This is a genomic window from Sharpea azabuensis DSM 18934, from assembly GCF_000702165.1.
GTDB classification, from domain to species: Bacteria; Bacillota_I; Bacilli_A; order Erysipelotrichales; family Coprobacillaceae; genus Sharpea; species Sharpea azabuensis.
In genome coordinates this window covers 21,143-36,936 of the sequence record NZ_JNKU01000029.1, presented here as the reverse complement: position 1 = coordinate 36,936, position 15,794 = coordinate 21,143, and the positions used below count along the sequence as shown (strand labels likewise).

Annotated in this window: 14 protein-coding genes; 7 read left to right on the top strand and 7 right to left on the bottom strand. The window is 38.5% G+C overall.

Annotation, left to right across the window (positions count from 1 at the left end):
• On the top strand, positions 1-725 hold a 725-nt coding region (locus tag T529_RS0107240; protein WP_033162947.1), incomplete at its 5' end, for an IS30 family transposase.
• Between the two features lie 56 nt (positions 726-781).
• On the opposite strand, the gene T529_RS0107235 is transcribed toward T529_RS0107240, so the two are convergent.
• The 5 genes from T529_RS0107235 to glmS form a co-directional block, all read right to left on the bottom strand.
• Positions 782-1,576 carry an ABC transporter ATP-binding protein gene (locus tag T529_RS0107235; protein ID WP_033162946.1) on the bottom strand — a complete coding sequence of 265 codons (795 nt, stop codon included), beginning with the start codon at positions 1,574-1,576 and terminating at the stop codon, positions 782-784.
• The gene (locus T529_RS0107230; protein WP_033162945.1) at positions 1,569-2,495 is read right to left on the bottom strand and encodes an ABC transporter permease; all 927 of its coding nucleotides are present in this window, start codon (positions 2,493-2,495) and stop codon (positions 1,569-1,571) included. The genes T529_RS0107235 and T529_RS0107230 overlap by 8 nt, the downstream gene beginning before the upstream one ends.
• A gap of 24 nt (positions 2,496-2,519) precedes the next feature.
• Complete coding sequence (locus tag T529_RS0107225; RefSeq protein ID WP_033162944.1) at positions 2,520-3,494, bottom strand: ABC transporter substrate-binding protein; 975 nt, start codon at positions 3,492-3,494, stop codon at positions 2,520-2,522.
• A gap of 397 nt (positions 3,495-3,891) precedes the next feature.
• Positions 3,892-5,127 carry a hypothetical protein gene (locus tag T529_RS0107220; RefSeq protein ID WP_033162943.1) on the bottom strand — a complete coding sequence of 412 codons (1,236 nt, stop codon included), beginning with the start codon at positions 5,125-5,127 and terminating at the stop codon, positions 3,892-3,894.
• Positions 5,128-5,223: 96 nt separating this feature from the next.
• Positions 5,224-7,023, bottom strand: coding sequence for a glutamine--fructose-6-phosphate transaminase (isomerizing) (glmS, locus tag T529_RS0107215; RefSeq protein ID WP_033162942.1), 1,800 nt, complete (start codon positions 7,021-7,023; stop codon positions 5,224-5,226).
• Positions 7,024-7,356: 333 nt separating this feature from the next.
• Between glmS and T529_RS0107210 the strand changes: the two genes are divergently transcribed.
• The 6 genes from T529_RS0107210 (at position 7,357) to T529_RS0107185 (ending at position 13,363) form a co-directional block, all read left to right on the top strand.
• Positions 7,357-7,878: a hypothetical protein gene (locus T529_RS0107210; protein WP_033162941.1), complete on the top strand. Its 522-nt coding sequence runs from the start codon at positions 7,357-7,359 to the stop codon at positions 7,876-7,878.
• A gap of 43 nt (positions 7,879-7,921) precedes the next feature.
• Positions 7,922-8,617 (top strand): AzlC family ABC transporter permease, encoded by a 696-nt coding sequence (locus T529_RS0107205; protein ID WP_033162940.1) that lies wholly within the window; start codon positions 7,922-7,924, stop codon positions 8,615-8,617.
• Complete coding sequence (locus T529_RS0107200) at positions 8,610-8,924, top strand: AzlD domain-containing protein (protein ID WP_033162939.1); 315 nt, start codon at positions 8,610-8,612, stop codon at positions 8,922-8,924. The genes T529_RS0107205 and T529_RS0107200 overlap by 8 nt, the downstream gene beginning before the upstream one ends.
• 34 nt (positions 8,925-8,958) lie before the next feature.
• Entirely contained in the window at positions 8,959-11,838 is a 2,880-nt protein-coding gene (locus tag T529_RS0107195) for a SpaA isopeptide-forming pilin-related protein (protein ID WP_033162938.1), read from the top strand.
• A 132-nt stretch (positions 11,839-11,970) separates the two neighbouring features.
• Positions 11,971-12,579 (top strand): zinc ribbon domain-containing protein, encoded by a 609-nt coding sequence (locus tag T529_RS0107190; RefSeq protein WP_033162937.1) that lies wholly within the window; start codon positions 11,971-11,973, stop codon positions 12,577-12,579.
• Position 12,580: 1 nt separating this feature from the next.
• Positions 12,581-13,363 (top strand): hypothetical protein, encoded by a 783-nt coding sequence (locus T529_RS0107185; protein WP_033162936.1) that lies wholly within the window; start codon positions 12,581-12,583, stop codon positions 13,361-13,363.
• Positions 13,364-13,393: 30 nt separating this feature from the next.
• On the opposite strand, the gene T529_RS0107180 is transcribed toward T529_RS0107185, so the two are convergent.
• Positions 13,394-14,584, bottom strand: coding sequence for an acetate/propionate family kinase (locus tag T529_RS0107180; protein WP_033162935.1), 1,191 nt, complete (start codon positions 14,582-14,584; stop codon positions 13,394-13,396).
• A gap of 81 nt (positions 14,585-14,665) precedes the next feature.
• Complete coding sequence (locus tag T529_RS0107175; protein WP_033162934.1) at positions 14,666-15,316, bottom strand: HAD family hydrolase; 651 nt, start codon at positions 15,314-15,316, stop codon at positions 14,666-14,668.
• Between the last annotated feature and the right edge of the window lie 478 nt (positions 15,317-15,794).

Genomic DNA, 15,794 nt, shown 5'->3' with positions numbered 1-15,794 from the left:
ATATCAAAGAGAAGATCGAAAACCACTGGTCTCCGGAACAGCTGGTGAACAGGGCAAAGATGGAAAAGATAAAGACCCCTTCAACAGCTACAGTTTACCGCATGATACACAGAGGCGTCATTCCTAAAATCAAGATGGAGCACCTGCGCAGAAAAGGCAGGTTTAAAAGGCCGGCAGAAACGCGTGGGAAATTTAACGATGGCGGAAGGACAATCAAAAATAGGCCAAAAGATGTATACAAACGACAAGAGCTCGGGCATTGGGAAGGTGACACCGTAGAATCAGGCAGAAACGGTCATACGCGCAAGAGCAGATATTGCTTTGTCACACTGGCGGAAAGGAAATCCCGATTTTATATAGCAATCCCTGTAGAAGACAGAACGGCCAAGAATGTAACGCCGGCAATCATAGAGGCTCTCGGAAAGCTTCCATCGGAACTGGTAAAAACGATAACCTTCGACAGAGGAAAAGAATTCGCAGAGTATGAAAAGATCGAAGCAGCATTAGGATGCAAAACCTATTTCTGTGATCCCTACTGTGCCTGGCAAAAAGGAACCAATGAGAATACGAACGGATTACTGCGGGAGTTTTATCCTAAAGGGATGGATCTATCCGAAGTGGACCCGGAGGAACTGAAAAAGAATCTGAATTTACTGAATAACAGGCCACGTAAATGCATAAAGTATAAAACACCTAAAGAAGAATTACTGGGTAACTCATTCTAGGTGTTGCACTTAATTTGACAAATCATCTACAAAAAAAGATGGCTGAAGCCATCTTTCTAACCTAATAACATACGGTCATTCACAAATTCAGATCCTGAAGCTTCTTCAAACTTCTTTAAGAGATCATTAACCGTGAGTTTTTTCTTTTCTTCACCTTTGACATCATAGATAATCTGTCCATCATACATCATGATCAAGCGATTACCAACATCAATGGCATCCTGCATATTATGCGTAACCATCATGGTTGTCAGCTGCATTTCATCAACAATCTTGTTTGTCAGCATGAGGACCTTTGAACTTGTCGCTGGGTCAAGAGCAGCTGTATGTTCATCAAGAAGGAGAACCTTAGGTTTTGTCAGTGTCGCCATCAACAAGGTGATTGCCTGACGCTGACCACCGGAGAGAAGACCAACCTTGCTTGTCATACGTGATTCAAGCCCTAAGCCTAATTTTTTCAGTTCTTTCCGATAAGTCTCAAGTTCGCTTTTCTTAACACCCCAGCCTAGGCCACGACGCTTACCACGTCTTGCTGCCATGGCAAGGTTTTCCTGAATGCTCATGTCGGCAGCAGTACCCATCATCGGATCCTGGAAGACATGGCCAATACGGCTTGCACGCTTATATTCTGGATCTAAGGAAATATCGTCATCATCAAGATAGATATGACCACAATCAATCGGATAGACCCCAGCAACCATATTCATCAGGGTTGATTTACCAGCTCCATTACCACCAATAATTGTGACAAAGTCACCATCTTCAAGCGTGAGATTGATATTCTTAAGAGCTTTCTTTTCATTGATCGTACCAAGATTGAATGTCTTGGAAACATTCTTGATTTTAAGCATTTTTCTTATCCACCTCACTTGTCAGTCTCTTATAAGTCGCAAGCTGTCGATTTCTTGCCAAGAAGTATGGAACAGCAAGGGCAATTGCCACAACGATAGCTGTTAAAAGCTTTAAGTCATCCGTTGATAAGCCCATCTGGAGAACGATGGCAATAACGAAACGATAGATGACACTACCCACAACAATGGAGAAAAGTCGAACAATAAAATTACGTGAGACCTTCGCAAAGATTGTTTCGCCAATAACGATGGAAGCTAAGCCAATGACAATGGCACCAATCCCCATCTTAACATCAGCATAACCTTGCTGTTGGGCAACAAGTCCACCAGACAAAGCAATAAGTCCGTTAGAGAGAATAGTTCCAATCATCTTCGTCATATCCGTATTGACACCAACAGCTCTCACCATGTTTTCATTATTACCAGTGGCACGAATGGCATTACCAATTTCGGTGCCAAAGAACCAGTAAAGCAGTGCGACAACAAGAACAGTAACAAGAATCCCAACAACAATTGAAGCCTGGGTTGTACTGATGCCAACATCATAATGCCAGTCATAGAGACTCTTTGTACCAAGAAGGGGAATATTGGATTTCCCCATGATACGAAGATTAACAGAATAGAGACCAATCTGAGAAAGAATACCAGCAAGGATTGCTGGAATATGGCATTTTGTCAGAAGGAAACCTGTCACGAAACCGGCTACACATCCCGCCAGTAATGCGGCAAGAATAGCGATAACAGGATTGCCTCCATGAACAAGAATCACCGCTGCAACAGCCCCTCCTGTCGCAAACGAACCATCAACTGTTAAATCCGCAATATCCAGTAAGCGGAATGTAATATAGACGCCTAAAGCCATAATGCACCAAAGAACGCCTTGGTTCAATGCCCCCTGCAGAGCGAGAATAAAAGTCATAAAATCATTACCTCTTTTTAAATACTATTTCTTTGTTGTAACGAATTCAGCCTTTGTTTTTAAGCTATCTGGAATTGTTACTTTTAATTTTTCTACCTTTTCACTATTAATTGTCAGCTTAGAGTCTTTTGCACTCTGATATTCGATTGGCATTGTAGCAGCTTTGCCTTTGCCTGAAAGAATCTTGACAGCCATCTTACCAGCCATTTTACCAAGGTTTGTATAATCGATACCATAAGTTGCTAAACCACCAGCTTCAACCATGCCTTTTTCACCACAAATTAATGGAATACCAGCTTCATCAAGAATCTGAGTGACAGCAGGAATATTAGCTGCAAGTAAGTTATCAGTTGGGACATAAACGGCATCAGCTTTAATAGACTGAGCAACAGACTGAATATCATTTGAATCAGAAACCGTCTTGCGGATTGGTGTTAAGCCGTTCTTCTTTGCTTCCTTAACAGCCATGTCTGCCTGGAATTCTGAGTTTGCTTCACTACCTGTATACATGATTGCAACATTCTTAGCATTAGGTAATAACTGCTTTAAGAGCTTCATCTGATCTGCAACTGGTGTTAAATCAGAAGCTCCAGTCACATTTGTACCTGGTTTCTTATTGGATTTGACAAGCTTAGCACTTGCTGGATCAGTAACCGCTGAAACAACAACAGGGATGTCCTGTGTCTTTTTAGCAACTGCCTGAGCTGCTGGAGTGGCAATGGCATAGATTAAATCAGGATTGCTGTTGACAAGCTGTTCAGCTATTGTTTCACAGTTACTTGCATCACCGGATGCATTCTTCACAACAATCTTGTCTTTGTTGTAGCCATTTTTCGCAAGTTCATCCTTGAAGCCTTTAAGTGTTGCATCTAATGCATCATGCTGCATATACTGGATGACTGAAATCTTGACATCTGACTTGCTCTTTGTTGCGGAACCCCCACCACAACCAGTCAGCATAAGTCCTGCTACGAGTAAACCACTTAATACTTTTTTCATACATTTCCCTCTTCTTTCCAAAAAAACAAAAAAAGATCCGTCCAAGAGGGCGAATCCACGCGTTACCACCTCTAGTTCATCACTTGCTCACACAAGTGATCTCACTAGGTTATTTCAACCTTTATGGGTTAACGGCCATAAACCGGAATACCTTTTTGAGGCACCAACTCCGTGGTGAATTCGGGACCTCTTGCGTATTACTTGCACCAAACGTAATATCTCTTATGCCACGAGATCCGTACTCTGTCACTTCTCTGTCTTTTCTAAATATAACAACATTATGTCTAAAGAGTGCTTCTTTGTCAATCAAATTATAAAAAAGATGAATTTATTACTTAAATTTCTAAAAAGGCGACAAAGATATGAAAAGAAAAACAATGGTGTAAAACACCATTGCTTAGAAAATTGTTCTGATGAGAATAGCTTTGCTGCTAGGAGCCTGTTTCTTCTTATCAAATGTCTTGATGACTGAATATTCAACAGTATCGCCACGGACAACCTCTTCATCATAAATATAGTCTGCCTGACGGAAGAAAAGGTTATCTTCTTCAGTTGGTAAGCCAATTGAACCGAACTGCTTATTTTCATTGTAATAAACAATGCGACCTTCATGTCTTTCGATATATTTATCTAAATGTCTCATGATTTCATTATAGAACTGGTCAAAGAGATAGCTAGCACTATTGGCATCATATTCACTGACGTCAACATCAACGTCATAAGTATTGCCATGTTCTTCTTCAAGCTTCTTGATCATTGCTGAAGCATAAGTATAGGCTCTTTCTTCACCTTTTTCTTTCTCAAGTTCAGCAATCTTCTTGTAGTTTGAAACATATCTGTAATCAAAGCCATTTAAGAAGAAGTCGTAGAATAATTGTGTATAAGCGACATTTTCACGACCAGTATGTAAATAAAGGTCATAAAGAATTTCTGAGAAATCAACAGCTCTGAACTTGTCTTTTAAGGCAATAAAGACATTTTCAGCTTCTTCATAACGACCAAGCTTTACTAAAGCACATGCTTTATAGTACTGTACCCAGTTTAAGTTATTGTAATGCCATTTTAATGGTAGACCAATGGCAATCTGTGCCTGTTTTAAGCATTCTGAATAATTGCCAATTTCATAAAGGGCACGAACCTTCATGCGATACCATTTTTCTTTCTTACTTTCGAATTCTTTTCCTTCTTTATTGACGAATGGTGCGTCTTCTAAAGTAGGAGCGTCAAGATAGTCAAGTAAATCTGATAATTTCTTATAATCTACAGGATTTTTCTTGCTTTCATACTTGATTGCTTTATTGATGGCTGCTTCTAAAGGTGAATATCTTTCCTGACGGCAATGACTTGCAATTTCTTCAAGAATGTCATAGAAAAGTTTTTCATTTTCAGCAATTTTTTCGTCATCAATATTGATATAACGATTATAGAGGGCATAACCATAGTAATTGATATATCCACTTAATTCAGGACACTGTTCAAGAAAAGTACGACCAACTTCAATTGCTTTATCTTCCTTTCCTTGATTTTTTAGTTCCTTTACATAATCTGATGCCTGAAAGTCGTTGAAGCTTGTTGGGTCTTCGTCAAAACGATCATTGTAGGCAGTCAAATCTTTTACTTTCTTTTCATCCACTCAAATCACCTCTAGTTAATATTATAACAAAATCTTTTCATATTTAAAGAAAATAATCGTATTAAAAAGGGAATAGCTGTGTATTCCCTTTAACTATTATTCAACGGTTACTGATTTCGCAAGGTTACGAGGTTTATCAACATCGGCACCTTTGATTTTAGCTGTATGATAGGCAATCAGCTGAAGTGGGATAGCCACTAAGACTGATGTAAGTAATGGATCAACATGAGGTAAGTTATACTTGTTTTTAATGCCTTCCGCATCCTGGTCATCAGTTGTAAAGAGGATTACATCAGCACCTCTAGCAATTGTTTCCTGAATGTTAGAAATTGTCTTTGCAGCAACATTAGGCTGTGTAGCAACGGCAATGACCACTGTACCAGGTTCAATTAAGGCAATTGGACCATGTTTTAATTCACCAGCGATATAAGCATCAGCATGGACATAAGAGACTTCTTTAAGCTTTAGGGCACCTTCAAGAACTGAAGCATAGTCTAAGCTACGGCCAATGAAATAACAATCATGCTGATCTCTTAATAATTCAGCATAAGAAGCAAAGATATCTTCGTCCTTAATAATCTTTTCAACATACGTTGGTAAGTCTTTTAACTGATCAAGGGCGTTTGTATCAACAGGCTTATCAAGACGCTGGGCAATATAGAAAGCAAGAAGTGTCAATAAGACAAGCTGAGTTGTATAGGCTTTTGTAGATGCGACAGCGATTTCAGGTCCAGCTGCAGTATAGAGTGTATATTTGGCATCTCTTGAGATTGTTGAACCTAAGACATTGGCAATCGCGATTGTTGTACAGCCCTTCTTGTTGGCTAAGCGTAATGCGGCAAGTGTATCAGCTGTTTCACCTGACTGTGAGACAAAGATACATAATGTATGTTCATCAATAATTGGATCGTTGTATCTAAACTCTGAAGCAACCTGTGTCATGACTGGAAGCTTTGTTGCTTTTTCAAGAACATTGGCACCACATAAACATGCATGATAGGCAGTACCACAAGCGACAAAGTAAACTTTATTGAAGTTTTTAAAATCAATACCATCAAGCTTAGGTAAAGTAACTGTATGACCATCAAGACGTCCTCTTAATGTTTCATTGATGACATGAGGCTGTTCATTGATTTCTTTTAACATATATGTATCATAGCCATTCTTCTGGGCAGCTTCTAAGTCATAAGGAATTGTTGTAAGTTCTTTTGTAACGCTTTCTCCAGTACGTGTATAGAAATCACAGCTATCAGCTGTCAATAAAGCAAGTTCATTATCTTCTAAGAAATAAACATCCTTTGTATAGGCAAGAAGTGCAGGTGTATCACTTGCGGCAACATAGCCTTCCTTCGTCTTACCAATAACTAATGGGCTATCTTTTTTTGCCACAACAATACGATCAGGTTCATGAGTGGAGATCGCACATAGGGCATAGGAACCATCAATACAGTTTAAAACTTTCTTCATGGCTTCCATTAAGTCGCCATCATAGAAATAATCTAAAGCCTGTACAACAACTTCCGAGTCTGTTTCTGACTGGAATGTATAGCCTTTAGAAAGCAAGATTTCTTTCAGTTCTTTATAGTTTTCAATAATCCCATTATGAACGATGGATAATGTATTTTTAGCATTTGTATGAGGGTGAGAATTTAAGTTAGAAGGGACACCATGTGTTGCCCAGCGTGTATGACCAATCCCCACATGACCAGTCATATCATAGTTCTTTAATTCTTCCTCAAGATTCGCAAGTCTTCCTTTTCTCTTTACGGTTGTAAGCTTCTTATTTAAGATTGTTACTCCCGCTGAGTCATAGCCACGATACTCAAGACGTGCTAAGCCCTGCATTAAGAATGGGAGAGCTTCACCATGGCCTACATAAGCAGTAATTCCACACATATTCATTTCCTCCTTGTGTTAAGCATGATGAGTACCTGATAAGATCTGTTGGAGAATCACTTCTCGTTTTTGCTTATCGCTCAGGCAGTACTATGCCTCTAGATTATCCGCCGAATTTTCGATCAATCTAGTCCTCGTCAACTCAAAGAGTTCTGGCGCTATGCTTTATTATCATCATGCCTTGTCTATTATAGGAATACATGGTGAATTGACAAGTGTTTTCAAGCGTTTTTCATAATATGTAAATATGTTTGAAGAAAATAACGAAAAAAATGAAAATTTAGGTGAGTAATTTCCCGATTTCTGACGAATAAATATATGAGGGGGTTATTTATGAGTACAAGTGAAAATATAAAACTATTGCATCATTCGTTAAGACAATTGGAGAAGAAGGGAGGTTATGATGCTGATAAATATGCACAGTCATTATTGCAGATGACTAAGGAGCTAGAATTCTTTTATTGCAAGAAGGCAAAGGGGAAGAATCCTGATCACATATACTATTATTTAAATAGACGCCCGATGGAACACAGTCTTGCCTATTTTAATTTATCAAGAGGTTATCCTAAGGAACTTATGGATGGACACTGGTGTTATGTTGTTAAGGATTTTGGTGTAAAAATGTTGATTGTTCCCTGTACTTCATTAAAGGAAGGATCCAAAGATGTCGATGGACGTTTTCAGAAAGATATTGAAATTATCTGTGAAAACAAACATATGAATGTCAGATTACAAATTACGGATATGCGCTGTGTGGATGTCATGCGCCTTGATGAACGAAAGCCATTTTATCAGGTTGTCAATCAGCAAGAAGAAATTCATGACTATATCATATCAAGAATATTTGATAATTGAGATAAGGTAGATTAGAATACTCTCCATAAGGGGGAAAGATTCTATGTTTACAAATGGACTAAGAAGGGGTATGCCCATTGCTTTAGGGTATTTTCCAGTTGCTTTTAGTTTTGGTGTTCTATGTGTCAATAGTCATATGCCTTTAGGTATGGCAACACTTATTAGCGTGACAAACTTTACTTCAAGCGGTCAGTTTGCCGGCTTGAATTTAATGCTTGCCCAGGCAAGTTATTTTGAAGTGGCTTTGACGCTATTAATGATTAATGCACGCTACTTTCTCATGTCATTATCACTTTCACAAAAGATTGATCGCCATATGAATGCTCTAGAAAGAATGATTGTGAGCTTCTGTATTAGTGATGAAACCTTTGCCTTGGCTTCTCTTGAAGTAAAGCCTATTACATTTAAATGGATGAGTGGCTTTTTATTGGGACCATTTCTTGGCTGGAGCTTAGGCGCACTGGCTGGTGAACTTGTTGTTGGATTGCTTCCCAGTGCTATTCAGGGAGCGATGGGAATTGCGCTTTATGGCATGTTTATCGCAATTATCGTTCCAGCAAGCAAGCATGCTTTGAGCGTTGCAGTTGTTGTATTGATGGCATCTCTTGTTCATATTATCTTAACTTATGTTCCATTCTTTCAATTTATGTCAGCCGGCTTTAAGCTGATCAGTGCAACACTTATTGCTTCGCTTTGCGGGGCTAAGCTTTTTCCTAGGGAGGTAAGTGATAATGAGTAGATATCAATTAACAGTTGTCGCAATTATGGCTATTTTTACTTACCTGCCACGTTTTATCCCATTGACGTTCTATCGTAAGAAAATTACATCACCCTATCTCTTATCCGTGCTCTATTATTTGCCTTATGCTGTGCTTGGGGCTTTGACATTCCCCGGTATTATCAATGCGACACCTCATATGTGGGAATCATTAATGGGTGGTTTGACCTGTCTCTTCTTTGCCTATCGGGAAAAAGGTTTGGTCTTTGTCGCAATCATGGGCATTGTTGTAAGCTACATAACATACCTTGTCTTAACACTTATTTAGCTTGTACTCCGACCCGCTCGAAAGGGGAGGAAATATGATTAAAAGGTATTTTCGCATATTGCTTTGTGCATTATGCTCATTCTTTATTTGTGTATCTGGAATGGGAGGGATAACACCCGTTCATGGTGAATCTGCCTTTCTTGATACAACTACAATGAAAATTGGCTTTGATTTTAAAGGCCATCATTCCGATCATGAGGGATTTATTACACTTAATGGGCAAGTGGCATTCTGTGCCGATTATTATACGAAAGTAGGCTTTAAAAAGACCTATCATTCTGTTACTGATGGCTATAAACGCTATGATGAAAAAACGCTTAAGAAACTGCGTACGCTAGCCTATTATGGTTATGGCTATAATGGCGATAAGTCCTATGAAATGTATATGGCTACACAGGCTGCCATCTGGGAAACAATCCATGGTGGTGAGGTAACGCTCACACCCTATCGTGGGGATGGCAATATTAAGAATAAGCATGTTGATGTCAACTATCAGCAGGCAGCCTCAAAGCTTAATGGCTTACGTGCGCTCGTGAATCGAAAATGGCAGAACTTTGGCACAACACCAAACTTAGCTTCAAGCTATATGCTTAAAGGCGTTGGTGATCATCATGTCTTAAGCATTAATGATCCACGAGGAACATTGGAAGACTATGATCTAGTTGATCATGCCGGTCTTGATGTTTCTAAAAATGGCAATAGTCTTAATATAAAAGCAACACAGCCATTTACTGGCAAAAAGACATTACGCTTTAGCTTTCATAACCGCAATAATGGTACACTCAATAACAGTCAGCCCATCCTTTATATTTCACAAGATTACCAGGATGTTGTACGCTTAGGCTTTATGTACAATAGTACTTTCTCTGTTGATGTTGAAATGCGTCAGGGTCAGATTGAAGTTCTTAAGAAAGACACTTTGACAAAACAGCTTATTTCTTCACCAGCAACATTCCGCTTATTTGATGAATATGGCAAGCTCGCAGCATCACTTACGACGAAGGATGGCAGTGCGCTCTCACCACTTCTTCCAGAAGGGAATTATACGCTTGAAGAAACACATGCTCCGGATGGCTATATTAAGACCAGCAAGATTGAAATCAATGCTGACTTTACAAAGAATACAATAAAGACAGTTGAAGCTTTCAATGATGCCATTAAAGGCTCCATCCATATTGACAAGAATGTTTTATTCCATAAAGATGTTGATCTTTCATTAATTAATCATGACCTATCTTCAATCGCTTTCACTCTTAGTGCTCAGGAGGATATCCTTTCACCAGATAATCAAAAAGTAATCTACAAGAAGGGAACAGAAATAGGAACATATCATCTTTCAAAAGATGGCAAGCTTGATATTGATCAGCTTGCTTTAGGCAAATATGTCCTGAAAGAAACACAATCACCTGCTCACTTTGCCACAAATAAAGAAAGCTATATATTTGATTTAAAGCATGATAGTGAAAAGAAAACAGTCATAAAGAAGAATGTGACAAACCAGCCAACTATTGTGGAAATTTCTAAAAAGGCATTAACCGGAGAGGATGAACTTCCAGGTGCTATTCTTGCCCTTTATGATCAGCAGAATCATTTGATTGATCAATGGACAAGCACAACAAAGCCTCATCGTATTGAGGGACTTAGCCGCCATATGACATATAAGCTTGTAGAAGTGCGTGCACCAAAGGGCTATGTCATCTCTTCACCAATCACTTTTACAATTGAAGATCACGCCAATATGCAGAAGTTTGTCATGAAGGACAAACAGCTAACTGTCAGCAAGCAATCCTTAACTGGTGAAAAAGAACTTCCGGGTGCATCTCTTGAAGTATTAGATGAAAAAGGCAAGGTTGTTGATAGCTGGGTTTCTGATCACCAGCCTCATTTTGTAAATGGTCTTATCGAAGGCAAGAGCTATGTACTAAGAGAAAAACAGGCACCCAATGGCTATGTCGTAAGCAAAGATATTAAATTTATTGTAAATAGTGAAAAGTCTCTGCAAAAAGTTGTCATGAAGGACAAACAGCTAACTGTCAGCAAGCAGTCAGTAAGTGGTGAAAAAGAAGTTGCTGGGGCAAAGCTAGCTATCTATGATGAAGAAGGTCGAGAGGTTGAGGCCTGGACTTCAACAAATGAGCCACATCTTGTCAGCCATTTAACAGAAGGCAAGAGCTATATCTTAAAAGAACTCGAAGCTCCAGAAGGCTATGTCTTAGGTGAAAGTGTAACCTTTACAGTCAATATGAAAAAAGAGCAGCAGAAGGTTGTCATGAAAAACAAGCAAGTGTTAGTGAGTAAGCAGGATCTTACAAAGAAAGAGGAACTTGCAGGCGCAAAGCTTTCTGTTCTTAATGAAAAAGGTGAAGTTGTGGATGAATGGATCAGTACGAACACACCTCATGCGATTAGAAATCTCAAGATGAATCAGCGCTATATCTTGCGTGAAATCCTTTCTCCTGATCATTATGCGAAAAGCGAAGATATCCCATTCACAATTACTGATAAGCTAGAAGACCAGCATCTTACGATGTATGATCGCCTTACAAAGCTTAAAGTCTATAAGACGGACACGTCCAACAAAGACTTAAAGGGAGCTAAGTTACAGATCATTGATGAAGAAGGTCATGTCGCTGATGAATGGCTCAGCAATGGTGAAGTCCATATTACTGAAGGCTTAATCTTAAATAAGAAATATGTCTTAAGAGAAGTGAGCGCTCCTAAAGGCTATAAGAGAGCTAGGGATATGTCATTTACCATGCTTGATGGCGAAAGCATTACGCTGATAAATGAGGAAGAAAAAGTTGTCAAAACTTCTGACAGCACGTCCATTCTTTCTTATGCCATTCTTCTTACCATCACTTTGATTGGTATTCTTATTGTGATGGCAACAAAGAAACTCAAGAAACGCAAGTAAGCGTAGTATTCAAAAAAGGAACTCTAAATAGGGTTCCTTTTAGTATCGTGAAGAATTTTTTAATATCTATTTCATTTTATTTTCTAGGGAAAGTGAAATTGATATACTGAAATGGAAAGGAGATGACCAAAAATGAAGTGTCCAAATTGTGGCAAAGATGTGAAAAATGACAGAGATGTTTGTCCTTATTGTGGAACTAAGCTGTCCACCTGTAAAAGTGCTTTGAAAAAGTGGATCTTAGAGCCTAAGACTGTTTCGATATTTGGCATGTGTACTGGTGGATTAATGCTCGTCATGTTATTGATGACAACAAGGATCGATACAATAATGAAAAGAGTCAATCTCTTTTTTCATAACGATGATTTCAACATCACAATAACATGTCTCCAATTCATACCCCCAATCTATTATCTCGCTTTTGTGCTTGCCATCATAACAATGGTGCTTGCAACAATCCACTATTACAAAGGAAAAGATTATCGGTTGATGATTTTTTCTTCACTTATAACTGCTCAGACAATCTTGATGATTGCGAATATGAAATTTATAAGAATGTTGCAGGCTATCTTGATGGCTTATCGCAATGGCCTGACGAATGAGACAATTGAGTTTGATATTTTTTACCTTTTTGGGCAGTTGAGCGAAATGAAGAGAATGTTTTTGATCATGCTCATTTTTGGTTTGATCGTCTTAGCTTATGCCATCTTTATGTTTATTTTGAATAATAAGGAAGGGAAATAAAATGAGTAAGGAATCTTCAAAGAAAAGAGTGATCCTTTTTGTTGTACTAGTAATTGTTGTTTTGGCTTGTGGTCTTTATTATTGGAATGCCTATCTTAGCAAAACCAAAATTGATCTCTCTAAGAATATGACGGTGCACTATATTGGTATCTCCGGCTTGGCTTCAATAGATTATGTGGATTATCATTTTGACGAGGAGACTACTAATCGCTACCAGAAATTCTTACAGAGTGTGTCCTATCAAGCCAACAAGTCATCCCATCTTTCCAATGGCGAAAGCATAACAATCACTTCGGATTATAATCATGAAATAGCGAAACAGCTTAACTTGCGTATTGTCAATACACAAAGAACCTTTAAGGCCAGCGGTTTGCCATATCGCTATAAAAAGGGAACAGAAATCGATAAGTCATTGCTTACTGAGCTCAAAAACCAAGCCTTCGCAAAGCTTTCAGCCAATGATCATAATGATGGAGAGGACGATAGCTTTAGCTACTATGGAACTTATTTTTTGAAGCATCAAGATTTTGATTCGTTTGTCTTAATCTACAAAGCTGATCATCACAAGGATGACGAGATGGAACATTCTTCAAAGTATTACTATTATCAGGTTGTTGGAATTGATTCAACTTTCAATAAAGAAAAAATAGGAAAAGGGAAATATGTGGTAAGTCTGGATGATTTGGAATATGAAGGACATGATGTCACAAATGAGACTGTTATTCCTTTAGCCCTCACACATTTAGAAAACTATTATGCCAGTGAAGTGACAAAAATTGATTAAAAAAGGGTGTTGGCTAAGCCAACACTCTTTCTATAAGTTTAAGATTTTTTTAGCATCTCTGGCAATGACAAGTTCTTCATTTGTAGGAATGACATAAACCTTGACTTTGCTTTCTGGAGCAGAAATTAGACGTTCACCCTTGCCATTTTCATTTGCATCATCATCAATGACAATACCAAGAGCTTGTCCAACAGCTTCAAGAATCAGTTTTCTCACCCAAGGAGCATTTTCACCAATACCAGCAGTGAAGCTGATAGCATCAACCTTGCCTAATTGCACAAAGTACTTACCGATGTAGTCAGCAACTCTTCTGATAAAGATATCGATGGCAAGTTTTGCACGTTCGTTGCCTTCATCAGCAGCTGCTTTGACATCACGCATATCACCTGAAACACCTGATACACCAAGTAAGCCAGATTTCTTATTCAACATATTTGTGATATCTTTAATAGACATATGTAAGTTTTCATCAAGATAATCAATAACGGATGCATCAATATCACCACAGCGTGTGCTCATCATGACCCCAGCTAAAGGTGTCAGACCCATTGATGTATTATAAGACTTACCGTCCTTTACAGCACAAAGTGAAGCACCAGCACCTAAGTGACAAACAATGACATTGGAATGTTCAGGATGACCTAAATATTCAATTGTACGCTGGCTGACATAGTAATGTGATGTGCCATGGGCACCATATTTTCTGATCTTGTGATCTGTATAATATTCATATGGAATTGGATAAATATAGTTTTTAGCAGGCATTGTCTGGTGGAATGCAGTATCAAAAGTAGCTGTTTCACCAGCCTCTGGCATAGCCTTCATGCAGGCATTAATACCAATAAGATGAGCCTGATTGTGAAGAGGTGCTAATGGAATGAGCTCTTCAATCTTCGCCTTAACATCATCATCAATACGTACGCTTGAATCAAAGTAGCTGCCACCCTGGACAACACGATGACCAATGCCCTTGATTTCATCAAGTGACTCAACGATGTGTTTATCAAGTAAGTTATCTAAAAGCAATGCGACTGCTTCGTTGTGTGTTGGAACACTCAATGTTTTTGTTTCTTTTTTACCATTGTACTTAATTGTGAAGATGGCATCTTCATAACCAATTCTTTCAACAATACCTGAAGTAATAACTTCTTCGTTATCCATTTCAAATAACTGGAATTTCAAAGATGAACTTCCACAATTGACAACCATAATTTTCGCCATATCAAATCTCCTTCTACTTATTTTACGTTGTCATTATAGACCTAAAAAGGAGAAAAGACGAGAAAATAAACGAAAACACTTTCAGATATCTTCTAAAAAGTGCTGATAATCTTCATCACTCTCAAGATAGTAATCAGCTATTGCCATAAGATCATGCTTATAGTCTTTACTGTAGTCATCAAAGACACCAACAACCTTAAAACCACCTTCCTTGGCAGAAGAGGCACCATGAAGGGCATCTTCAAATACAAAGGTATCAGAAGGAGAAGAGTTGGTATAATAGGCTGCTTTGAGATAGATAGCTGGTGTTGTTTTATCGACACCTGCTTCATCGCAAGTGAGAATATAAGTAAAGTCATCCATGACATTTAAGCGACTGAGGGCCTTTTCAATAATGCTTTTGGTGTTGCTTGTGGCAATGACCATGGGGATATGCTTTGCCTTAAATTTCTGAATAATGTCATACATATGATCCTTGAGCTCAACTTCATGCTCATAGAAGTCTTCTACAATCTTCAACAAGTCATGCTTGATTAAAGCAGGGGAGTCAGGAATATGAAGCTCATCATGCATATAGGCAATGCTTTTTTCAAGGGTCATGTTGAAGAAAAGACGGGAGAGTTCTTCTGTCGCTATAATGTTATGACGAGCTAGATAGATGGTATCAGCCTTTGTCCAAATTGCCATGGAATCAAGTAAAGTACCATCAACATCAAATATTGCACCTTTCATTAAATCACGTATACTCAATCTAAGTTTAGAATTGCGTATTTTCCTTTCTAGCCGAAATAAGAGTTCTATCATCTACGGCCATTGATGACACACTGTGGATTTGTATCTAACTTTCAATAGAAAATATCTGTACTGTTTCAAGGTGAATCCTGCCGCACTTTCTTGAACACATAGCTGATCAAAAAGCTTATGAATCATGTGATTATACAAAGAAGAAACTCATGCGTACCATCAGTGCTAAACTATTTTAAGCAGGTCATCTTCATAACGTATTTGGTGGCGACAAAGCCAATTGCTTCTTATCAAGGGGTTCTTACAAGTCACCACCCTTAGAAAAACTAAAGCTGATGAGATTGATGCGGCATGTATTTCATCTTTAAATGACGACAGACTACAAGCCTATCATACATCTGCTTGAATAAAAATCTCTAGTAAAATAACGCTCTTTGACACTTGTAAGTGTCCTAACGTTCTGGCT